This is a genomic window from Rhodococcus sp. DN22 (assembly GCF_036669995.1).
Classification (GTDB): Bacteria; Actinomycetota; Actinomycetes; order Mycobacteriales; family Mycobacteriaceae; genus Rhodococcus_F; species Rhodococcus_F erythropolis.
Window position 1 is genome coordinate 5,913,110 of record NZ_CP133326.1, and the last position, 22,270, is coordinate 5,935,379.

At 61.3% G+C, this 22,270-nt stretch carries 19 protein-coding genes; 6 read left to right on the forward strand and 13 right to left on the reverse strand.

The window, feature by feature from the left end:
• Positions 1–158: 158 nt before the first annotated feature.
• On the reverse strand, positions 159–1,736 hold the full coding sequence (locus RA302_RS27305) for an AMP-binding protein (protein WP_030536121.1): 1,578 nt from the start codon (positions 1,734–1,736) through the stop codon (positions 159–161).
• Between the two features lie 375 nt (positions 1,737–2,111).
• On the opposite strand from RA302_RS27305, the gene RA302_RS27310 reads away from it, so the two are divergent.
• On the forward strand, positions 2,112–3,461 hold the full coding sequence (locus RA302_RS27310) for an MFS transporter (RefSeq protein WP_030536122.1): 1,350 nt from the start codon (positions 2,112–2,114) through the stop codon (positions 3,459–3,461).
• On the opposite strand, the gene RA302_RS27315 is transcribed toward RA302_RS27310, so the two are convergent.
• The 5 genes from RA302_RS27315 to RA302_RS27335 all read right to left on the reverse strand — a co-directional run bounded on the left by RA302_RS27315 (position 3,462) and on the right by RA302_RS27335 (position 8,969).
• On the reverse strand, positions 3,462–4,097 hold the full coding sequence (locus RA302_RS27315) for a TetR family transcriptional regulator (protein WP_030536123.1): 636 nt from the start codon (positions 4,095–4,097) through the stop codon (positions 3,462–3,464). It lies immediately after the preceding gene.
• A gap of 60 nt (positions 4,098–4,157) precedes the next feature.
• A complete protein-coding gene (locus RA302_RS27320; protein WP_007730514.1) occupies positions 4,158–5,711 on the reverse strand; it encodes an acetyl-CoA hydrolase/transferase family protein in 1,554 nt (517 codons plus the stop codon).
• Positions 5,712–5,793: 82 nt separating this feature from the next.
• Complete coding sequence (locus RA302_RS27325; protein WP_007730513.1) at positions 5,794–7,437, reverse strand: AMP-binding protein; 1,644 nt, start codon at positions 7,435–7,437, stop codon at positions 5,794–5,796.
• 14 nt (positions 7,438–7,451) lie between these two features.
• Entirely contained in the window at positions 7,452–8,330 is an 879-nt protein-coding gene (locus RA302_RS27330; RefSeq protein WP_223304467.1) for a crotonase/enoyl-CoA hydratase family protein, read from the reverse strand.
• 45 nt (positions 8,331–8,375) lie between these two features.
• Positions 8,376–8,969 (reverse strand): TetR/AcrR family transcriptional regulator, encoded by a 594-nt coding sequence (locus RA302_RS27335; RefSeq protein WP_007730510.1) that lies wholly within the window; start codon positions 8,967–8,969, stop codon positions 8,376–8,378.
• Positions 8,970–9,093: 124 nt separating this feature from the next.
• Here RA302_RS27335 and RA302_RS27340 point away from each other — a divergent pair, with 124 nt between their 5' ends.
• Positions 9,094–9,747, forward strand: coding sequence for a nucleoside/nucleotide kinase family protein (locus RA302_RS27340; protein ID WP_007730507.1), 654 nt, complete (start codon positions 9,094–9,096; stop codon positions 9,745–9,747).
• 14 nt (positions 9,748–9,761) lie between these two features.
• Here RA302_RS27340 and RA302_RS27345 read toward each other — a convergent pair whose 3' ends face one another.
• The 5 genes from RA302_RS27345 to RA302_RS27365 all read right to left on the reverse strand — a co-directional run bounded on the left by RA302_RS27345 (position 9,762) and on the right by RA302_RS27365 (position 14,985).
• Entirely contained in the window at positions 9,762–9,896 is a 135-nt protein-coding gene (locus tag RA302_RS27345) for a hypothetical protein (RefSeq protein ID WP_003942853.1), read from the reverse strand.
• A 227-nt stretch (positions 9,897–10,123) separates the two neighbouring features.
• Positions 10,124–11,569, reverse strand: a complete 1,446-nt coding sequence (locus tag RA302_RS27350; protein ID WP_051720832.1) for an aminobutyraldehyde dehydrogenase — start codon at positions 11,567–11,569, stop codon at positions 10,124–10,126.
• Positions 11,566–11,928: a cupin domain-containing protein gene (locus RA302_RS27355; protein ID WP_007730501.1), complete on the reverse strand. Its 363-nt coding sequence runs from the start codon at positions 11,926–11,928 to the stop codon at positions 11,566–11,568. The genes RA302_RS27350 and RA302_RS27355 overlap by 4 nt, the downstream gene beginning before the upstream one ends.
• Before the next feature lies 1 nt (position 11,929).
• The gene (locus RA302_RS27360) at positions 11,930–13,534 is read right to left on the reverse strand and encodes a N,N-dimethylformamidase beta subunit family domain-containing protein (RefSeq protein ID WP_007730498.1); all 1,605 of its coding nucleotides are present in this window, start codon (positions 13,532–13,534) and stop codon (positions 11,930–11,932) included.
• Entirely contained in the window at positions 13,531–14,985 is a 1,455-nt protein-coding gene (locus tag RA302_RS27365) for an APC family permease (RefSeq protein ID WP_007730482.1), read from the reverse strand. The genes RA302_RS27360 and RA302_RS27365 overlap by 4 nt, the downstream gene beginning before the upstream one ends.
• 248 nt (positions 14,986–15,233) lie before the next feature.
• On the opposite strand from RA302_RS27365, the gene RA302_RS27370 reads away from it, so the two are divergent.
• From RA302_RS27370 to RA302_RS27380, 3 genes are all read left to right on the forward strand, one after another.
• Complete coding sequence (locus tag RA302_RS27370; protein WP_030536125.1) at positions 15,234–16,280, forward strand: LacI family DNA-binding transcriptional regulator; 1,047 nt, start codon at positions 15,234–15,236, stop codon at positions 16,278–16,280.
• Between the two features lie 90 nt (positions 16,281–16,370).
• Positions 16,371–17,237, forward strand: coding sequence for an alpha/beta fold hydrolase (locus RA302_RS27375; RefSeq protein ID WP_030536126.1), 867 nt, complete (start codon positions 16,371–16,373; stop codon positions 17,235–17,237).
• A gap of 336 nt (positions 17,238–17,573) precedes the next feature.
• Positions 17,574–17,939: a hypothetical protein gene (locus RA302_RS27380; RefSeq protein WP_007730475.1), complete on the forward strand. Its 366-nt coding sequence runs from the start codon at positions 17,574–17,576 to the stop codon at positions 17,937–17,939.
• Between the two features lie 112 nt (positions 17,940–18,051).
• Here RA302_RS27380 and RA302_RS27385 read toward each other — a convergent pair whose 3' ends face one another.
• Both RA302_RS27385 and RA302_RS27390 read right to left on the reverse strand, forming a co-directional pair.
• A complete protein-coding gene (locus RA302_RS27385; protein ID WP_003942898.1) occupies positions 18,052–19,386 on the reverse strand; it encodes an MFS transporter in 1,335 nt (444 codons plus the stop codon).
• Complete coding sequence (locus tag RA302_RS27390; RefSeq protein ID WP_030536127.1) at positions 19,386–21,101, reverse strand: amidohydrolase; 1,716 nt, start codon at positions 21,099–21,101, stop codon at positions 19,386–19,388. The genes RA302_RS27385 and RA302_RS27390 overlap by 1 nt, the downstream gene beginning before the upstream one ends.
• Positions 21,102–21,325: 224 nt before the next feature.
• Here RA302_RS27390 and RA302_RS27395 point away from each other — a divergent pair, with 224 nt between their 5' ends.
• The gene (locus tag RA302_RS27395) at positions 21,326–22,228 is read left to right on the forward strand and encodes an Lrp/AsnC family transcriptional regulator (protein ID WP_007730473.1); all 903 of its coding nucleotides are present in this window, start codon (positions 21,326–21,328) and stop codon (positions 22,226–22,228) included.
• Positions 22,229–22,270 lie beyond the last annotated feature (42 nt).

Sequence of the window (22,270 nt, forward strand, 5' to 3'; positions counted from 1 at the left end):
GGGTCGCCGGGGCGTAGCACTTGGCGCAACGCTCACGGCAAGGGAAGCTGATGTTCTCGCACCGACTGCACTGCGAAGCCAGCAGTCTGATGCTCGTGCCTTCACATCGCAGGGCGGCATCGTCGAATGAAGGGTGCATTATTCGTCAGTCCTGTTCTTCAGACTCGTCGAGCCTGATCAGCCCAGTAGAGTTCTCGGAGATCCTTCTTGAGGACCTTCCCGTTGACGCTGCGCGGGAGTCGTTCGACGAAGTCGATTCGCTTGGGACTACGAACACCTCCGAGCTTGTTGCGGCACAGAGCAATCAGCTCGTCGGCACCTACTTCTGCGCCCTCGTTGAGCTCGACGACAGCGGTGACGGCCTCGCCCCATTCCGGGTCCGGAATGCCGATGACGGCACAGTCCTGCACAGCGGGGTGCGACCAAATCACCTGCTCGACCTCAGCTGGGAAGACGTTGAATCCGCCCGAGATGATCATGTCTTTCTTGCGGTCGGTGAGCGTCAGAAACCCTTCGTTGTCGAGGTATCCGATGTCGCCGGTGTGAAGCCAACCGTCACGTATGGTGTCGGCGGTCGCCTCGGGGTTGTTGTAGTACCCCTTCATGACCAGGTCTCCGCGTACGCAGATTTCGCCACGCTCACCGCTCGGAAGCGCGTTGTCTTCGTCGTCGCGGATTTCGACTCTGATCAACGGCGACGGCCGACCACAAGACAGCAATCGGGCGTCGTCGGCGATCTCGCCGGCGACAAAGTGCTGCTCGGGGCGCAGGAAACTGATGGAGCCGGGAGCTTCCGTCTGGCCGAAGCATTCGATCATCACCGGACCCAGAACCTTCAAGCACTTGCGCAGCTTCTCGGCCGACATCGGGGCAGAACCATAGAGGAAGTACCGCAGCGACGTGAGATCGTAGTTCGCCAGATCCGGATGTTCGATCAACCGGTAGATCACGGTGGGAGGCAGGAACAGGTCGGTGACGTTGTATCGGTCGATCGACTCGAGCAGGGTCTCCGGATCCGGCCGCTTCAACACGACCACGGCGCCGCCGCGGGCAGTTGCCGGCAGGGTCAGCATTCCGGCGGAGTGCGTCATGGGGGCAGCCGCGAGGTTGACCACCTTCTCGTCGGCGCGATAGTGCATGGCAAGCATCAGCTGCGCAACACACATCGAGAAGCTGCGGTGGGTGTTCATCACACCCTTGGGAGCGCCTGTCGTACCGCCGGTCGGCGAAATCATCGCCACGGAATCCTGCGGAACGTCGACCCTCGGATGCGTCGACGGAGAATCGCCGAGCCAGTCCGTCAAAGCGCGGGCGTAGTCACGAACACACTCGGCGGCGTCCGCTTCTCCTTCGAGGCGGATGTACTGGATGCGGTCGCCGACTGCAGCGTGAATCTCGTCTACAGCTGCGGCGAGCACAGGGTGATAGAAGAGGATCTCGCAATCGAACTGGTTGATGAACCCGATGCTGTCCGTGATCGGACTGTTCGGATTGAGAGGCACCCAGGTTCCACCGGCACGCCAGGCAGAGATGACGCATAACCACGCCGCGGGATCATTGGGAGAGAGAACGCCGATCTTCGTTTCCGGCTTCATTCCGTCTCGCAGCAACGCGTTCGCGACACGACAGGACAGCGAACCCGCTTCTTCGAACGTCCAGTCGACGTCGCCGTGACGATATGCGATGGCAGCGGGATCGACGCTCCACCCTTGGTCGAAGAAATCGGAGAGGGCCATGGGAAACCATTCCTTCCTTCCTGCGGGCCGCAGCGTCCCAGGAAGTTGTCAGTAACTGTTTACATCTCGCCGAAACGTAGGCTCCCCTGACCGACCTGTCAACCATCGACAACTGCAAAACTGTTGCACGACAACAGAATAGAGCCAACGGTCGAACAGACTCAGCAGAATCATCCCGTCTCGTACACTAAACCATACGTCATTAGGTTTACCGGCGGCGCATGCTTTGACCATTTAACCGAACTGCGTTAGATTGACGAATGTGACTTGAGGCACACCGACTCGGTGCCCACTCGAAAACTGCTGCTGGTGAACAACACCCGAGCGCACAAGCCAAGTCACACCCGCAACCACCCCTTCCGACTAAGGAACACGATGGCTTCAGCACGCGAACTGATCGATGCGTCTCCACTCAGCAGACTCCAAATACGGGTCGTCCTTCTGTGCACGCTGGTCAATATGGCCGAGGGATACGACATCCTTTCGATGTCACTCGCCATACTGCCGATCACGGACGACTGGGGAATATCCGGCACCCAGTCCGGCATGCTTTTCAGCGCTGGTCTCATCGGCATGGCAGTCGGCTCGATCGCCTTGGGACCGGTCGGCGACCGATACGGGCGCCGCCCTCTGCTGATCGGTTCGCTGGTCGTCATCACAGTCGGTCTTCTACTGTCCGCAGCGAGCGGCGACGTCACACAACTTGCGCTTGCGCGTCTGCTGGCCGGCGTCGGTATGGGCGGCATCATCCCGAGTTCGCCGATCATCGTCGGCGAGTACGCACCTGCACGCAAGCGCTCGACGCTCATCGCGCTGTTCGCGATCGGCATTCCACTCGGGGGTGTACTCGGCGGCGCCGGAGCAGCGGTGCTGATGTCGACGTACGGCTGGCACTCCGCATTCCTGCTCGGCGCGGTCGTCACGGCAATAATGGCGGGTGTCGCCTATTTCGGAATCCCCGAATCGCCGGACTTCCTCGCCGCCAAGGGAACCGAGTCGTCGCGAAAGAAGCTGGACGAACTGATTTCCAAGATGAAACTGACCGGAGTCCCGGCCACGGGTAATCACGCGACACCCGTGCGGCGGTCACCGAACGTCTCCGGATCTGCTCACCTGAAGTCCTGGGCCCTGGCGACGACATGCATCGTCTTCGGCCTGGTCAACATCGCATACTTCTTCGGCAATACCTGGACACCGAAACTTCTCAAGCTTGCCGGCATGTCCAACAACGCCGGAATCAGTGGTGGACTGATGTTCTCGCTTGGCGGCGCGCTCGGAACGCTGGTCTTCGCCGGCCTGGCCCTTCGATTCGCCTCGATGTGGATCACGATGGGCTTCATCCTCGCCGGCTCGCTACTGTTCGGCGTCCTCGCTCTGGTCTCGACTCAACTCGGCCCCGCGCTGGTGGCGTCAGCTCTGCTCGGGCTGTGTATGACCGCGGCCTACACCGGCCTGTATGTCATGGTGCCGATCCTCTTCCGCCCCGAAGCACGTGTCTCCGCTCTCGGAATCGCAGCGGGACTCGGCCGCATCGGAAGTATCGTGACGCCGTTGGGGATCGGTCTACTCGTCGACCGTTCCTGGACGACAGAATCCATCTTCTTCCTCTTCGTCGTACCGACCCTGCTCGCCACCGCAACGATCACATACGCACAGATTCGCAATACCAAGGAATCCGTCGCACTTGCCGTCGACGGCGAAAAGGCATCTGTACCTGCCGCTTGATCAGATCGAGTTGTCCACCTGGTCGGCGTGAAGAACCCCGTAGAGGAAACTTCGCATCATCTGTTCGTACAACTGCCGGGGCGTACGTTGATTGGACTTCAGTGCGGCGTCGAGGACCGGGTGGGCAACTCGATCTACGTTGGCAAAAACGGCGGAACGCTTGGCCTCGGGCCTCACCGCCTCAGTGAGCGTGACACCCAAGGTCAGCTTCTCGAGGCCGTCGAGGATCTGAACATGCAGCCGCACAGGAACTCCCGAACCCTCGAGGTAATCTGCTGCAGCCTCGAACATGTCAGTCACGAGGTCTCGCGGAAGAAACTGCAACATCACCGGCGCGGCATTGCGGTGACGCAGAATCACATCCCGAAAGTTCAAGCCGTACGCGACAACCCAGTCCTGCCAATCACCTGACGCGGGCTGACGCGGAATCCTGGTCTCGAACACGATTGCTCGCGCAACCTCCGTCAAAATCTCGTTCTTGTCGGAGAAATGGTGATACAACGACGGAGCTTTGACGTCGAGGTACTTAGCCAGACGCGGAAGGCTGAAAGCGTCCAAGCCCTCGGCATCGATAATCGAGATTGCTGCGGCAACTGCGGTGGTTCGGCTGATCAACGGTTTCGACGGTCGAGCCATGTCGCTCTTCACTCCTGATTTGCTCGGCGTCCGAAGATCGTACAAGCACCGATCGGAAGGTCAGGACAAGCGCATCGAACCCGTGTCGATGTACCGCTGATGGAACGAGAATGCCTCGCCCAGGATGTGCGGCGTCTGCCCCGCACCCGGTTGAGCGTCGGCGCGAGCGATGTAATCGTGGAGCAGTGGCCGGAACTCCGGGTGAGCACACTTGTCGACGATCAGGCGCGCGCGTCGCCGCGGCGACAGACCGCGCAGATCCGCCAACCCCTGCTCGGTCACCAACACCTGAGTGTCGTGCTCGGTGTGGTCGACGTGCGGAACCATCGGCACGATCGCCGAGATCTCACCGCCGCGGGCCGTCGACGGGCTCAGGAACATGGACACGTAGCCGTTGCGGGCGAAGTCCCCCGAGCCGCCGATTCCGTTCATGATCTTCGTCCCCATGACGTGCGTCGAGTTCACGTTGCCGTAGATGTCGGCCTCGAGCATGCCGTTCATGGCGATGATTCCGAGCCTGCGCACCACCTCCGGGTGGTTGCTGATCTCCTGCGGACGGAGAGTGATGTGGTGGCGGTAGAAGTCGATGTTCGCGGTCAGTTCTTCGATGCCCTCTTCGGTGAGCGCCAAAGCCGTCGACGACGCATGCGCGACGGTTCCGTCCTTGATCAGCTTCAGCATCCCGTCCTGGATGACCTCGGAGTAGCAGGTCAGGCCGCGATACGGCCCCCGATCGAGCCCTCCGAGCACCGCGTTGGCGACATTGCCGATGCCCGCCTGCAGCGGAAGCAACGTATCGGCCGGCATCCGTCCGGCGCGCACCTCGAAGTCGAAGAATTCCAGGACGTGGCCGGCGATCGCCTCACTGACGGCATCGGGTGCAGTGAGAGGGCTCGCGCTGTCACGGCAGTTGGTCTCGACAACGGCCACAACCTTCGTGGGATCTACTCGGAACGTGGTCTGGCCGATCCGGTCCTCGACACGAATGATCTCGAGCGGCTTGCGATGCGGCGGCAGCGCGGTGCCGTAATAGACGTCGTGAATACCTTCCATCGCCTCGGGCACCCACGAGTTGACTTCGAGGATGACCCTGTCGGCGACGTCCAGCCAGGTCTTGTTGTTGCCAATCGACGCGGAGGGAATCAGTTCCCCTGATTCGGTGATACCGGCGACCTCGACCACCGCGACGTCTACGTTGCCGTAGTAGCCCTCCCACACCTGCTGAGCCACGTGGGAGAGATGGATGTCCACGTAGTCCATACGACCGTCGTTGATCCGGCGACGTGCGGTGGCCTCGGACTGATACGGCATGCGCAGCGCGATTCCATCGACCTCCGCGAGCAGCCTTTCGGTCTCGGTGGACACAGAAGCGCCGGTCAGGAGATTGATCGTGAAGTTCGATCCGTTGCCGCGGGTCCGGTGAATGCGCTCGGCCAGGGCCGGAATGACAACCTTTGGTGTACCGGCGCTCGCGAAACCGCTGATCGCGACGGTGTCGCCCGGGTTGATGAACTTCACGGCGTCGGACGCAGACATCACCTTCGACGCAAACGCTGTGGCGCGAATGCGGTTGGAGGTGGCGTTGTGTCCGGTCTCACCGAAGGTTGAACTCACGGCACCAGGATAAACAGGGCACGTCGAAGCGATTTACGGGGATAACCCAGACAGAATCGCTCCGACGTGCTATGTGCACCGATCAGTTGACGACGCCGTACACGCCTTCGCCGACCAGGCTTGCAATTCGATATTTCTGGATCTTGCCCGACCCTGTCAGTGGGAACGCCTCCGCGCTGAACCACTCCTTGGGCGCCTTGTGGCGCGCCAGTCGCTCGGTGCAGAACTCGACCAGCTCGGCGGCGGTCGGTTGGTCGGACTCGTCCTTCCAGCGGATGACGGCGACAACTCGCTCACCCCACACCTCGTCGGGCACACCCACGACCGCCACGTCGAGAATCTTCGGATGTGTGAAGATCACGGACTCGACCTCACGCGGATAGATGTTCTCACCGCCGCGGATGATCATGTCCTTGAGGCGGCCGGTAACCCGGACGTATCCACGTTCGTCCATCGTCCCCAAATCGCCGGTATGCAACCAACCGTCCTTGTCCACGGTGTCGGCCGAAGCCTCCGGATTACGGAAGTACTCGGTCATGACGAGGTACCCGCGCGCGCAGATCTCGCCTTGTTCGCCGAGCGGCACGCTGTCCCCGGTCACGACGTCGGAGATCTTCACCTCGACCTGCGGCAACGCGAGTCCGACCGTCTCCGACTTGTCTTCGTGGGTGTCGGCCGGGCTGGTCTGTGTGATGACGGGGCTGGCCTCGGTTTGTCCGTAGACGATGCTGAACCCCGCCCCGAAGGCCGACTCCACCGTGCTGACGAGTTCGGGCGGGACCGACGACCCGCCGGATACGACCACCGAACAGGCCGAGAAGTCGCGGCTCGCGAAGCTGGCGTCGTTGATCATCGCGATCAGCATCGTCGGCACTCCACTGATCACGTCAGCGTGAAAGCGTTCCGCCGCATCGAGAACCGCAGTCGGATCGAAGTACTGGATCAGGCCGATGGACATTCTTCGCTGCGCGGCGCCGAGAACCAGGATGCCGCACCCGGCGGTGTGGAACAGCGGCATGGCCGACACAACCGAACCCCGCTCAGGGAATCGGCCTCTCCGACTCACGAAATCGGCATTGTTGACCAATCCTCGGTGATGCAACAGAGCACCTTTGGGAACCCCGGTGGTTCCCGACGTGTACTGGATCTGCGCATTGTCGTCAGGCGAGACTTCGGGCAGAGCGCCCCGCTCGCCCGCCCAACCTCGAACCTGGCGATCCCACTCCTCGAAGTTGACTGCGAGAACTTCTTCTCCCGAAATCGAAATCGCCTCGGATGCAACCGCTGCCATATCGCCACCGCGGAACTTTCCGGTGTGGAAGAGCCCCCGAGACTGGGACTGCGACAGGACGTACGCGAGTTCCTCCGCACCCAACGCCGGATTGGCGGTCACCAGAACCATCCCGGCGAGCGCGGCGCCGTATTGCAGAATCATCCATTCCGGAACGTTCGGAGCCCAGACAGTGATCCGATCTCCACAGTCGAACCGAGACAAGAGGTAGTGCGCACACCCCTCTGCTTCGTCGAGAAGCTCCGCGAAGGTCCACGTGCGATCGGTTTCAGCCGCCCCGGAAAGCGAATGCGATTGCGTCGGAACCACTTCTCTGATTGCAATCAGATTCGGCGAGTCCGCGGCGCACTCTCGCAGCAGCCCACCCACCGTTTGCTCCTCTATCGGGTCAGACACGTCAGCGGGGAAGTACGACGTTTCGAGAACACTGCTCATCTCACATCCACTTTCTATCGAGGAGGGGTGTCGGACGCGGGGAGCGGCCCGCCTCCGTCTGGAATCTTGCGTCCGGAATCGCGGTACTGAACCGCGGCATGGAATCCGTCGCGCTCGGCAAAATCCTTGAACCAGCGCCCCTCCGGGGAGTGACGCGTAATTCCGTCGAACAGGGTTGCCAGTACCTGGGTGCCTTGCAATCCCATGTTGTCGTACGCCTGGTTGATCATCATCTTCTGCATGGCCAACTGATTGAGCGGAACACCGGCGATGCGATCCGCCAACGCTTCCACCGCCGAGTCCAATTCGTCGGCCGGCACCGCTTCGAGCGCCAATCCCCAGTCAGCCGCAGTGACACCGTCAATGGTGTCTCCCGTCAACAGCATTCGCTTGGCACGCTGGGCTCCGAGCCGGTACACCCACATCGCCGTCGTCGGGCAACCCCACACACGCGCAGGCGGGTATCCGATGCGAGCGTCGTCGGCCATGATCAGCATGTCGCAGGACAGCGCGATGTCACTCCCACCGGCAATCGCATATCCCTGAACCTTGCAGATCGTCGGCTTGAGCGATCGCCAGAGCGTAAAGAAGTCGTCGGTGTTCTGCTTCATCCCGCGAAAGTCCTTGATGGGGTCCCAGACCGGGCCCTGGTTCCACTTTCCGTCAAGGTCGCCTTCGGCAAACTTCTTGAGGTCGTACCCGGCACAAAACGCCTTGCCCGCACCTTGCAAGACGATCACACGGACCTCGTCGTCGTCATTGGCTGCTGCCACCGCGTTTCGAATGTCCGACGGCATCCGGTCGTCGATCGCGTTGAGCCGATCGGGACGGTTGAGCGTGATATACGCTTTACCACCGGACGTCTCGTACTTCAGGGTCGCAAAATCCGTCATCATCGGTCCTGTCGACAGAGCGCGCCTCGCTCGGAACGAGTTGCGCTAGTTCTGGGTGAGGAGCAGGCGAACGACGCCTGCCCATTGACTGATCGAACGACGCGCAGACGCGTCGCTCTTCTGCACTGCCCGGGACAGCGCCAAACCACGGAGCATCAGCACCGTCAGATCTGCAATCTGCGAATAGTTCTCGGAAGCAACAATTTCGGGACCGAAAGCGTCGTGGACAACTCGCCGCAGATCCCGTCCGGCGATTCGCTCCGATTCCCGGAGCACCTCGGCCAACACCGGATCCGTCCGCGCTGCGGACCACAGTTCGAGTTCCGCTTGAAATGGCGGCTGAGTCAACGCCGAATACAGAGCGGAGATCGAGTTCTCGATCGTGTCAACCGACGAATCCTGCCGAGACATGGCAGCTCTTACCGCCACCTCGTTCCGTACGACGATGTTCGACACCAACGCCGCAGTGAGCTCCTGCATGTTCGGAAAGTGGTGCAGCAGAGCGCCCCGACTGACTCCGGCAGCGGTTTGCACCGACTGCGCCGTCAGAGATGAATAACCGTCCGCTATCAGTAAATCCGTTGCCGCATCGAGAATCCGGTGGCGCGTCGCTTCGCGCTGCGCATCGCGCAGGGTCACGGTCTCACCTCCAACTTCTCGAGTGGCATGGATCACAGTTTCACAGTCCATTCAGACTGTCAATGGCCGAAAGCCTCCGGCGTACTCTCGATGCACCAGCCCTTCGGACTGATCGGAGCAACACGTGACGACCTCACCGCCGACCGTCTCGCTGACGCTCGACCAACTTGCTTCACGCGCTGCTTCCCTGATCACCGACGACGGTCGGAGAATCCTCGGCATCACGGGCGCACCGGGAGCCGGAAAGTCGACGGTGTCACAGGCAATTGTGCGGAAATTAGGTTCTCGTTGCTCCATCGTCGAGATGGACGGTTTTCATCTTGCCAATCGGGAACTCGACCGACTCGGCAGGCATGAACGCAAAGGCGCACCGGACACCTTCGACGTCGACGGCTACGCGGCTCTACTACGCCGACTCCGAGCCTCGAACTCGACGGTCTATGCTCCGGTCTTCGATCGCGAGTTCGACGAATCAATAGGCAGCACAACGGCTGTCGATCCATGTACACCGCTGATAGTCACCGAGGGGAACTATCTCCTCCTACCCAGTGGTGGATGGCAGGAAGTGCGAGCAGCACTCGACGAGGTCTGGTATCTCGACGTTCCGGAGGAAACTCGGACGAAGCGCTTGGTGAAACGCCACAGCCGCTTCGGAAAGAGTTCCGAAGCGGCTGCAGAGTGGGTGAAACGGGTAGATCAGCCGAACGCCGAGTTGATCAGCGCAGTCAGGCCACGCGCGGATCTGATCGTCAGAATCGAACGGTCCGAGCCTCACTGATGTCAGCTGAAAACCTAAGAACCGCCGCCGGTTCCGAGAAAAGTGGCCAGCCCGGCAACTCCGGCGATTCCGCCGAATATCGCCGCCAATGCACCGGCGACGGTGATAACGCTGTCGAGCGCTTTGAGATCGGTGTCGGATGAACCCATGGCAGTCTCCTGGAGTCAGAATTGAAAGTGGGGTTGAATGTGCGCCGAAGTGCGCAATGTTGCACACGTCACTTTACCGGCATTCGCGACCCGAATCAACGAAAATTCTCTCTAAACATGTTGCACTGCAACATATTCAAACAGCAGCTTGCAGGTCCACCGAGGCACGACGACGGCCACCGTCCCGCAGCGCGGGCAGGTGGCCGTCGTTGGATATTGCCGAGGAGTCAGACGCTCGTCACATGCATGACGTGCTTGGCCCTCGTGTACTCCGCCAGTGCGAGCTCCGACAGATCCTTGCCGTAACCCGACCCGGCGAATCCACCGTGAGGCATCTCAGCGGCGAGCATTCCGTGGGCTCCCACCCAGACGCAGCCGAAATCCAGTTCGGCCGTCATCCTCATCGCGGTGCCGTGGTCGGACGTCCACACGCTCGACGCGAGAGCGTACTTGGTCCCGTTCGCAAGTTCGATCGCTTCAGCCTCGGTGGAGAACGACTGTACGGTGACAACCGGCCCGAATATCTCTTCCTGGACCAGCTCATCTTCCTGCTGCACCCCGGAAATAACAGTCGGCAGATAGAAAAACCCTGGTCCAGCTGGCTTTCCCCCGCCAATACATACGTTCGTATTTTCTGAGCGTCTCTCTACCAACTCCGCCACTCGATCACGGTGAGCGCGGCTGACCAGGGGGCCGAGACAATCGCCCGATTCCGGTCCGCCCAACCTCAAGTCCGCGGCCGCAGCCGTCAACTTCTCGGTGAACTCCTCCGCAACCTCCTCTTGAACGAGAATCCTCGTCGCAGCGGTGCAATCTTGACCGCTGTTGTAAAAGGCCCCGGCAACAATCCCCGCGACTGCGCCGTCGAGGTCCGCGTCGGCGAAAACAACGGCGGGTGCCTTGCCTCCGAGTTCGAGATGCAACAGCTTGACGTCTTCCGACGCGGCCTTTGCGACCGAAATACCCGCTCTCGTCGATCCCGTCAGCGCAATCATCCGAGGAACCGGATGAGCGACGAGCGCGGCTCCGGTATCGCGATCGCCGCACACTACGTTCAACACCCCGGGCGGATAGATCTGCGCTGCAAGCACTCCCAGCATCACCGCGGTTTCCGGCGTCTCCTCGGCCGGCTTGAGCACGAGGGTGTTTCCCGTCGCGAGTGCCGGCGCGATCTTCCAGACCGCCATCATCAACGGGTAGTTCCAAGGAGCGATCGCACCGATCACGCCAATGGGTTCACGTCTGACATAAGACGTAGCACCCTCCGTGTACTCCATTGCGGCAACGCCCGGCAGAGAGCGGGCAATACCCGCGAAGTACCGCAGAAAGTCAACACACTGCGGGATCTCGTCGTCTCGCACCTGCCTGAGAGGCTTGCCGGTACTGCGGCATTCGACCTCGAGGAAATATTTCGCGTTTGCTTCCAGCGCGTCCGCGAGGGCCAGCAGCAACTCCTGACGGCGCGCAGGGGTGGACCGGCGCCAGGACCGCGCAGCCTTCTCGGACGAACGGCAGGCTCGGTCGACGTCATCGGCGGAACCGACGGCAGCACGGGCGTATACATTGTCGGTCACCGGATCGACCAGCACGGAAAGTCTACCTGCCGGGCTCTCGCACGTTCCGTTGATCACGTGACCAAACGCTGCGACAGTCATCGAAGTTTCCACCGTCATGAGCGCGATCCGGGGAGCGCGACGAAGAACTTCTTCGACGGCTCAACCGTCTCCCAGGTACCGCGAAACGACTGCGGCACGAAAAATGCTTCCCCAGCGGAGAATTCGCGACGGTTTCCATCGAGGTCGATCAGCGCCACCCGGCCGCTGATCATGATGCAGACCTCGTCGTACGGATACGGGTCGCACAAGAGCGTGCCGGGCTCGCCTTCCCAACCACCGCCGAAGTATTCCCCGTTCGGATCTCCGAACGACCTCCATTCGGATTCCGACCAGTTCGGGCTCGCGTCGTCACCCCACTCCGGGATGAACCGCGTCCCCTGCCCTGGCCCGAACATTCGAATGTCGTTGACACTCATGTCATTTTTCCTTCGTGTTGGAGCTGGAAATTCGTGCAGCAAACAGATTCAGTACGTTTGCAGTTATTCGTTCGGTGAACGGATCGTGATGGATCAGCCCGTTCACCCATTCGGTGGAACCTGCGTTGAACACGGAGCCGAGACCTCGCTTGTGACAGGCGACCATTCCCGATCCGTATTCGAGATCACGAAGGTGATCTGGAGGCTCACTGCCATAGAAGCATTCGATGATTCCCTGCACTTCGGCGAAAGGCGCACCGATCGGAACTTTCCCGTTCCATTTGTCCCGCGAACCCGAAACTGCCGGCGCCATCGCGATGATCTCCAGATCCTCGGGAGCGCCGTCGACGCCGGTCGCATACGGCTGGCCCTTCCGGAACGTGAAATCCACGCCGTCCATCTCGAATCCGGCAACACAGATCGGGGCGATCCCGAAGTTGTCTCCGTAGTACAGGTCGGTTCCGTTCAACGCCCAATGATCCGGCCGGTATACCGTGAAACCGCCCGAAGACCTGGGAGTTGTTGCACCGTAACGATTGTAGACACCGGCCATGCCGGTCAATCCCATCGTCCACGCCCCCGGTCGGGCAACCTCGGGCGAATCCCACGCCGTCGTCACCCGGGTCGGGTCGACTTCTCGCATCGGATCGTCGAACGGATTCTTGTAACAGACTTGTGCGTCGTTTTCGAGGCGTACCTGCCACAGGAAGTTCCCGCCGAATCGCGCCAGACCACCACCCTCTTCGACGAAATCATCTATGCGGTCACGCATCTCCCAGGACCAGTACTCGTCGTGACCGACGACAACTGCGCATGAATATCCATGCAGCGCTGACGGATCGTTATGCAGATCGTGTTGTGTCACGTGGTGGACGCGGAACCCCTGCTCTTCCGCCCAGACCGTGAACGGCCTCTCGTAAGTGGCCCAGAAGGCGTCCGCATGGTGACGCGAGTAGCCGTTCACCCACGCCCATTCGTACGGCGGGTGACGGGGTATCCATCCGATTCCCGGTGTGTCGGTGTGGATGTTGCGTGCTGCGCCCTCGGGTTTGCGCAACATCCCCCGCGCGACGGGACGCTGCGTCGAGGAAATCGGTGTCGGCACATCGCCGGAGCCGTCCGGAACACCTCGGTAGTGGTTTGCCCCACCCCAGTCGTTGTAGGCCAACATCGTGCTGGTGGTGTGAATGAGTACGAAGTCGGCATGCTCGGGTTCGCGCGCCTTGACGACGAAGAAGCCCTCCCGCTCAATAGTCACCCCTTCGTGGAGCATCCGGACCAGAACCAAGTACATGCCGGACGTCCACTTCGGATCTATCTCGACGGCAAGGGATTCCGACCAGTCGCAGCCCACTGCGTACGCGTCGGCAGGCGTCTGCTGCTGCTTGCCCGGCAGACCGACGTATTGCGCGACCTGTTGCGGCCGGGCGCCGTCTCGAACAATTTCGAGGTCGTATTCTTCTGCGGTGGTATGCACTCGGATCGAGACGGTGTCACCACCGAAGTACGAGAACCTGTCCGCATAGACCCATATCTCGGGAGCGCCCGGAACAATTCCGGGACGTTCGACCAACCCTCCGGGGACCGACCATGCGTATTCGCTCATGCCGACAACTCCTCGACCGAGTGTTCACGTACGCGCATCCCGCGTCCCACGCCGAATGCGAAAGCCAACAGCAATGGCACTGCCAACAAGAAGTTTTGCGCGGTGGTCAACCCGGTCAGGTCACTCATGTTCATCAAGAGGTATCCGAGCGCGACGATCAACGCCACTGCAGCGAGCGAGGGTGCAATCAACCTCTGCCACAGACCTTCACCGCGAGAATCCTGCGAGAAGAACCTGAGCACGGCGACGGAAGTGAGAACCTGCAACACCAGCACACCGATGATCGTTGGTGTATTCGTCCACACGACTACTTGGGTGTACGGGTCTGCGGGCGTCAGCGCAAAGCCGGCGATTGCCGCGAATACCAGTGCGCCTTGTGTGATTCCGGCGACGCTCGGCGTTCCAGTGGTCGGCGAAACCCGTGCAAGCGCGGCAGGAAAGACTTTCGCGCGCCCCATGGTGAGCAGATAGCGACTGCAAGCATTGTGGAGGGCAAGGCAACCCGCGAAGAAGCTCGTGACGATCAACAGATGCATCACGTCGGTCATCATGGAGCCGGCAAATTCATTGTTGAGATCGAAGATCAGCTCGGACGGGTCACCGCCGAGTAGGTCGCCCATCCGACTCGGGCCGACGGCCTGCACGATCACCCAAGCACAGAATGCGTAGACCACAGCCAGAACAGTGACTGCTGTGTAGGTCGCACGCGACACTGTGCGTTTGGAATCGACAACTTCCTCGCTGTAGATCGCCGTTTGCTCGAAACCGACGAAGGAGGTGAAGGTCAACACGAAGACGCTCGCCAGTCCGGCTGTCATGAAGGTCGACGGCGAAAAACTGTCGAGCGACAGTCCTTCGTGGCCGCCTTTCAACAGAACCGCCACACAGAAGACTGCGAGGACGCCGAGCTCGAGCGCCATCAAAACGGCCAGCACCTTCGCGCCGATATCGACCCTGCGATATCCCACCACCACGACCAGAACTGCGACCGCCAATGCGCAGGTGTAGACGGAAACGGTTACTCCCAAGAACAACTCGATCGTCGACGAGAGAAAGATGCCGCAAGCGACGACGAATCCGATCTGGCCACCGAGATAGCCGATGTAAGCCAGCACAGAGGCGCCTGCGCCGACTGTTTTTCCGAGCCCTTCGGTGATGTAGGCGTAGAACGCGCCCGCGCCGCGGATATGCCTGCTCATCGCCGTGAAGCCGACGGCGAACAGTAGATAGACGATCCCGGGAACGACGTACCCCACCGGAAGCGCAGCGCCGGAAACCATCAGGCCCAGTGGCGCGAATCCCACCAGGATCGTCAGTGGCGCCGCTGCGGCGATGACGAAGAAGACCAGATGACGGCTGTTGATAGTTCCGGCGCGCAGGCCCGAGGATGACGTGGGAGAACCGGATTCAGAATGCGTTCCTGCACCGGGAGGGTCGGTTTTTTCGGTCATGGGGAGGCTCCGCGAGTTAAGGCAAGTATGCGCCTGCCTGGTCAGGTTTCCCGAGGTTCGCCCGAATTTCTCTCGACGTTCGCCCGGTGTTCCTAAGAGAGTGCCGAATCGTTTCATCAGTGTCAATACCTGCGCTGAAACGATTCGACGTTTTGTTTTGAGGTGCCCCTCACCGGTGCACGCAACATGCCGAAACGATTGATCGATAGGCTGGAGACAAACCGACCAACGAGTAGAAACGATCCGCAGTGGCTACCCCTGTTTCGCCGACGCTTCGTGATGTCGCCAACGCCGCCGGCGTCGCGGTGTCCACGGTCTCCTATGCACTCAACGGCAAGGGCCGGGTCGACGCGGCCACTCGCGCTCGGGTTCGAGAGGTTGCCGACCGCCTTGGATACCGTGCCAATCGGTCGGCCCAGAATCTCAGGTCAGGCCGGACTGCCACCCTCGGGTTGATGCTCCCCGCTCCCGACCAACTGTCATCGGCCGAGTACCTCAATTTCGACTGGTACGGGCGCGTGGCGACCGCCGCGACCCAGGCTGCATTCCACGCCGATCACTCACTCCTCCTACTGCCGTCGATGAAAGATCCGAACGGACTGCGGCGCATCGAGATGGACGGCGTACTGGTCGTCGACCCGATGGTCGACGACCCGCGCGTCGAGGTTCTGCAGAAGATCGGAATCCCCTCTGTCGCAGTGGGTCCTGGACAATCCGGGCAGTTCGGATACTCCACCTCACCGGACCTCGTCTCCACCACGGAGACTCTTCTGAACCACCTCGCCGAACGTGGCGCAAGGGACATTTTCGTCCTCACTCCCGGAATGCATTCGGAGTGGACCCGCGCAACGACTTTCGCTTACTTCGAGTGGTGCCGCGCCCGAGGCGTGGCACCACGCACCAGCGAGGAATTGACGTCGTTTCCGGGCGCCAGCACCGTCGGAGGCCTCATCGGGGCCGCGTATGCGGCCACCCGCGAGGCCCTCGACTCCTCGACTCCGCCTGACGCGATCCTGTCGTTGATTCTCGGTTGCGCCCCGGCAGCGGCGCGAGCGGCCCTCGATCTCGGGCTGTCGATTCCGGGTGACGTCTTGATTGCACAGGACAGTGACGAACCCGCCCTGCTGGTTTCCCAGCCCCCGATCACTGCCTTCGACTTCTTCCCCCAAGAACAGGCGGCAGCGGCCGTAGATGCACTGTTGGCTCTGGTCAACGGTGACGAACCCCCAGTTCAGAGCTATACGCGTAGCGAACTCCGCGTGCGAGCGAGCACGGCCCATTCGCTCACACCATAAATTCACCTGGCACCGATAGACTGATTTCCGAATTATCGTCCGTCGCCTGCCGAGAGGAATCAGGTCATCGCGCACCGCTCCCGCGACCGCTTGGCCGGGTATCTCGCCGTAGTGCTGGTCTGTGCACTCGCCCTCCTCGCATCTGTCAGCAGTGCGACCGGCCTCGACCGCGACGTCGCTCCGGTCCGCATCGCCTACGCCGCGGCCGCAGACACTTTCGGCGATCTGTATCTTCCAGAAGGATCGGACGGTGACCTGCCGGTCGTCGTACTCATTCACGGCGGTGGATGGGCCCAGAAGAGCAATCTCGAATACGCGGGCGCGTGGGCAAAAACCCTGACCCCGTACGGAATTGCGGTCTGGAACATCGAATACAGACGCGTCGGCGGTCAGGGTGGTTGGCCGACCACGCTCTCCGATACCGTTACGGCCACCAACGCTCTGGCCGGCATCGTTCAGGAAAAGGCCTCCGGGCGACTGGATTTGAGCCGTGTACACATCGCCGGCTACTCCGCGGGTGGACAACTTGCCGCCTGGGTCGCATCGCGATCCCAACAGGGTGCAGACGCCCCGGAACCAAACCTCTCGGTGCCGGTTCGCTCGACGACGATCATGGCCGGCGTCTTCGACATGACGCTCGCCGCAACCGCGGGCAAAGATCGATTTGTTCGAAATCTTCTGGGCGGCATGCCTACCGATCATCCCGATCGCTACCGCATCGCATCACCGATCGAGCACCTCCCCACCGGCCTCCCCGTCACGGTGATCCACGGACTCGGAGACAAGGTCGTGTCGGTCGAACAGAGTCGGCGCTATGCCCGTGCCGCCCGAGCAGCAGGCGACGTGGTCGATCTGATCGAACTTCCCGGCGTCGGCCACGGCGAGTTCGGCAACCCGACGACCGACGCCTGGGCTACCACCAAGCAAGCAATAATCGGCCACATAAATGCCTCTTGAGCAGGTAATACGGGCCACAGTGCTCTCAGCCGCTCGAAATAGAATTAGCTGAAACTCAATCGATGACGTACGGTGGGGTTATCAGAGGGCAGCCGTCAGTCAGGCAGCCGGTCGCTTCGCCCGGAACAACAGTTCCAGTATTCGTTCCAGGGGCAGACTTCCAGTTCGGTGCAAATCCGCGCCTTTGATCACTACGCACTTTCATCAGTCCCGCAGATTGTTGACCAGGCCGAAGGCTCCGACGGAGTCCGCCGCCAATCGCGTACCGACTGCACCAGTATCAACATGCGCTACACACCGCACGGGCCCAAAGACCCTGCGGTTTAAAGGAATACCTTGATCAACACCATGATTCACCCCGACGACACGAACAACCAGACGAACAGCAACTCGACGAACGGTCTACGGATCCCGACTACTTCGGGCCGGATCCGCGAGCGCGGTATCGAAATCGTCTGCACCCTCTACCGTTGCAGCACCGACGAAGCCGCCGAGCTGTTGCTCCGACATTCTCAGACCAACAACCTCAAGGTCACCAGCCTGATCAAAGCGCTTGTCGCCCTGATCGACGAAGACACGTCCGGCACTGGTTACGGAAGCAGTAACACGCTGGCGTCTCACTTCTGGCTGCGTGAGATCAGAAATCTCAGCCAGGCCCACCGACGCAGCGATCATTTTCATCGCCATCTCGTCGGCGCGTAACCGGCGCTGAACGACAACTGACCTGAAACGACAGCTGGGGCAGTACACGGAAATCGTGTACTGCCCCAGCTGTCGTGTTTTCAGTTGTCAGGCGGAAGCCGACTCTCGGCAATCAGGCGGAAGCCGATTCCTTGTTCAGGCCCTGCGGAGCACCGTCGGTATCTGTCGCCTCGTCCACATGCTGCGGAGCGAAGAGCAGGCAGACGATGCTCAGGACGCACATGCCGATCAGCAGTGCGATGACCGGCCAGATGCTGCCGGTTGCCTTGTACATCAGCGTCGACACCAGCGGAGACAACCCACCGAAGATCGCGCCTGCACCCTGGTACGCCAACGAAATGCTTGTGTAGCGGGCCTGCGGCTTGAACATCTGCGACAGGACGGCGGCGATCGGGCCGTACGTGGCCGCCAGCACCAGTCGCATGACAGCGAAGGTCAGGAAGATCAGGAACACGGATCCGGACTTCAGCACCAGGAACTGCGGCGCTGCGAGAATCGCGACTGCCGCAAGGCCCCAGATGACGACGCGGACGCGTCCCACCTTGTCGCCGAGCCACGCCACGCCGAGAGTCGCGATCAATTCGACCACTGCAGCGACACTCAGCGCGTTGAGAATCAACGTCTCCGACAATCCGACATCGGGGTCGGTTGCGTATGCCGTGATGAAGGTCGTCACGAGGTAGTAGCCGCCGACTGCGACGGGCAGAATGCCGATGCCCAGGATGATCGGGCGCCAGTTGGTCACCAGCGCGTACTTGAGCGGGAGCATTTCCGGTACGTCCGCGGACTTCACCTCGGATTCGAAAACCGGGGACTCTTCGACCTTCAGGCGAACGACCAAGCCGACGAGAATCAGCAGCGCCGAGCAGAGGAACGGCAGTCGCCAAGCCCACTCGCGCAGAGCGTCGTCGCCGAAGGTGGAGAGAATGCTGAAGAAACCTGTGGCCAGGAGCGCGCCGGCCGGGTTGCCCAGCTGAGCGAAACCGCCGTAGAAGGTCTTCTTGTCCTCGGGTGCATGCTCGACGGCCATCAGGACCGCGCCGCCCCATTCGCCGCCGACGGCAAAGCCCTGGACGAAGCGGAGCAGTACCAGCAGTAACGGCGCCCAGAACCCGATCGACGCGTAAGTGGGCAACATGCCGATGAGGAACGTGCCTGCACCCATCAGCGTCAAAGTCACCACCAATGCGGTGCGTCGGCCCATCTTGTCACCGACATGGCCGAACACGATTCCGCCGAGCGGGCGAGCGAAGAAACCGACGGCGTATGTCGCGAACGCCGCCGCAACGCCGGTCAGGCGGTCGGTTCCGGGTGGGAAGAAGATGTCACCGAACACCAGGGCGGCTGCCGTGGCATACACGTAGAAGTCGTACCACTCGATAGTTGTACCGACGAAGGCTGCAAATCCCGCCTTGCGGGCCTTCACGATCTGTTGCTCTCGGTTCATTACTTTTCCTCGGTGGTCGAAGTGCTCGACAATAGGTGGTTATGACCTGAATGTGCGAGTTCGCCGTCGATCCAGGTCTCTCGGACCTCGATCTGCGCAATCGCGTCGGCCGGAACCTCGAGGGGATCCGCGCCCAGAATGACGAAGTCGGCCCGCTTGCCGACCGAGATGCTGCCCAGCTCTGCTTCGCGGCCCAGCGCACGCGCACCGTTGAGGGTATGAGCCTGCAATGCCTGGTCGGCGGTGATGCGGAGTGCATCGGAGCCGAGCTGATGGCCCTGACGCGTCACACGAGTAACGGCTGCCTGAATTGCTTCGAGCGGCTTCGGCTCTGCGACGGGGGCGTCGGAGCTGATGGTCACGGGAACTTCGGCAGCGATGAACTCGCCGAGCGGGTTGAACCGCTCGCCCGGAGTGCCGATCGCAGCGGTCACGCCCTCACCCCAGTTGTAGTAGTGCTGTGGCTGGTTCACCGGGTAGACACCGGCCAGGTTCATCCTTGCGATCTGCTCGGCCGTCGGGAGTCCGCAATGCTCGATGCGGTGACGAGCGTCGGCGTCGGGGTGAGCCTTCTGCGCAGCTTCGATGGCATCGAGCACCATGTCGATGGCGGTCGGTGACTGAGCGTGCGTGGCGGTCTGCAGACCCACCGAATGTGCCTTGGCAATCAGCTCCGAGTAGTCCGCCGGCTCGTGGTAGAGCTGCCCGGTGCGGCACGGGTCGCCCACGTAGCCGTCGGGGAAGTATGCGGTCCAGCCGCCGAGTGTGCCGTCGGCGTAGAACTTGATGCCCCCGAACGCGAGCCGCGAATTGCCGAAGGCGCCGTGCATTCCCGTGTCGATGACGTGATCGAGGAGGTGGCTGAGCATGTACATGCTGACGCGGGTCTTGAGCTGATCCTGCTCGGCCAGACGCAGGTACATGTCGAATTCACGCCGGGTCACCTGGCAGTCACCGATGGTGGTGACGCCACCGGCCAGGAACTTGTCCTGAGCGACCGACAGCTGGCGAAGGTGCTCTTCCGGCTCGTCCTCGAGATGGAAGTTGGGGCCGTGATGGCCGACCTTCACTCCGTTGACGCCGGTGAGAATGTTGCACGCGGCGTCGGAGAGCTCACCGGTGAGTTCGCCGTCTTCATCTCGGAAGAACTCGCCACCGGCCGGATTCTCGGTGCTCGCGTCGATACCGTGCTTGTCGAAAGTGAAGGAGTTGACGACGCCGCCGTGACCGCTCGCGTTCATGAGGTAGACCTCGCGATCGGTGGCCACCTGATCGAGCTCTTCCTTGAGCGGGTGACGCCCTTCGATCAGGTTGCGGTGCTCGTAGCCGTAACCACGAATCGGGACACCCGCAGGTGCTGTGAGCGCCGCTTCCTGAAGTAGCGCAATGATTCCGGGGATGGAATGTGCCTTCTCCGGCCCACAGTCCACCCAGCTGAGCATCTGCCCGTACATCAACGGGTGTGCATGTGGATCGACGAAGCCGGGGACGACGGTGGCGCCGTCGAGTTCGACCACCGCGGTTGTGCGAGTGCTCAGCCGACGCGCCTCCGTGCGGCATTCCTCGAGCGTTCCCACCGCTGCAAAGCGGTTTCCGAACACCAGGAACGCTTCGGCTCCCACCGTGCTGTCGTCAACGGTGTGGATCTTGGCGCCGGTGAAGATCGTGCCGGTGGCGTCGAGAGGCGAGGCTTCGTGCGTGTGCAACTTGCGCATGGTGGTCCTTCGTCGAGATGGTGGTGCAGGTCACTGCGTGTTGAGCGAAAACTACGCCCTGACCTGGAGCTATGCAATGCATCAAAGTTTCAGACCAGGCGGTATACAACTTTTTTGTATGAGTTTTCGAGCATTTCTGCACTTATCCACATCATCCATGGCCACATGCGACTGTTCTAATAGGAAGCTCATACAGAAAAATCTCTGGAAAAGTTGGGGCAACCATGACGGTCGATCTCGATTCCAAGCTCATTGCCGCACTTCAGCGCAACGGGCGAGCGACGTACCGCGAACTGTCCGTGGCGGTCGACGCCCCACGAGCGGCGGTGTCCACCAGAGTGCAGGCGCTACTCGACTCGGGAACGGTGTCCGTAGTGGCCGTCGCGCACCCCGAACTTCTCGGGCTGAAGGCGCTTGCACACGTCTCGATCGCAGTGTCCGGACCGATGACCCCGGTGCTGGACGCGTTGATCGCATCCGAGGCCGCCGTCTACATCTCGGCAGTCAGCGGGCAGTACAACGTGATTGCGGAACTTCGGGTGCCCAGTCACGACGATCTGTACCGTGCCATCGCCGAACTCCGCTCACAACGTGGCGTTCGATCCGTGAGCACGCTGGTCTACGTCGACGTCATCAAGGGAATCTTCATGCCCGAGACCGCTTTACAAGCCGATATCCGACTCGACTCGACAGATGTCGCGTTGATCGAACTGCTCGAGCGCAACGGGCGAATGCCCTTTCTCGAGCTGGCCGAACACACCGGACTGTCGCCGAGCGCCGTGCGCAACCGGGTCAATCATCTGATCGCGAGCACGGCACTGCGCGTCGGCGCTGTCGTCAAGCGGCGAGGTGGTGGCCGAACGCTGGCAATGGGCATCGGCGTCAATCTGGGCTCACGGGACGACAACGCGGTATCGGAGATCGAGTCGCTGCCCGGAATCGAATTCCTCGCCCGGACCCTCGGACGATACGACGTGATCGCGACGGTTGCCGCCAACTCCTCGAGCGACCTGCATGCGCTGTCCGAACGAATCCGCGGGATCGACGGTGTCAGCGGCTTGGAATCTTGGGCACATCTCGAGGTATTCAAGGAGCACTACGCCCGCAGCCTGGACGTACGCGGGTAATTTCCGAGTCATTGACCCACTTGGTCGGGCACGCTAACCTCG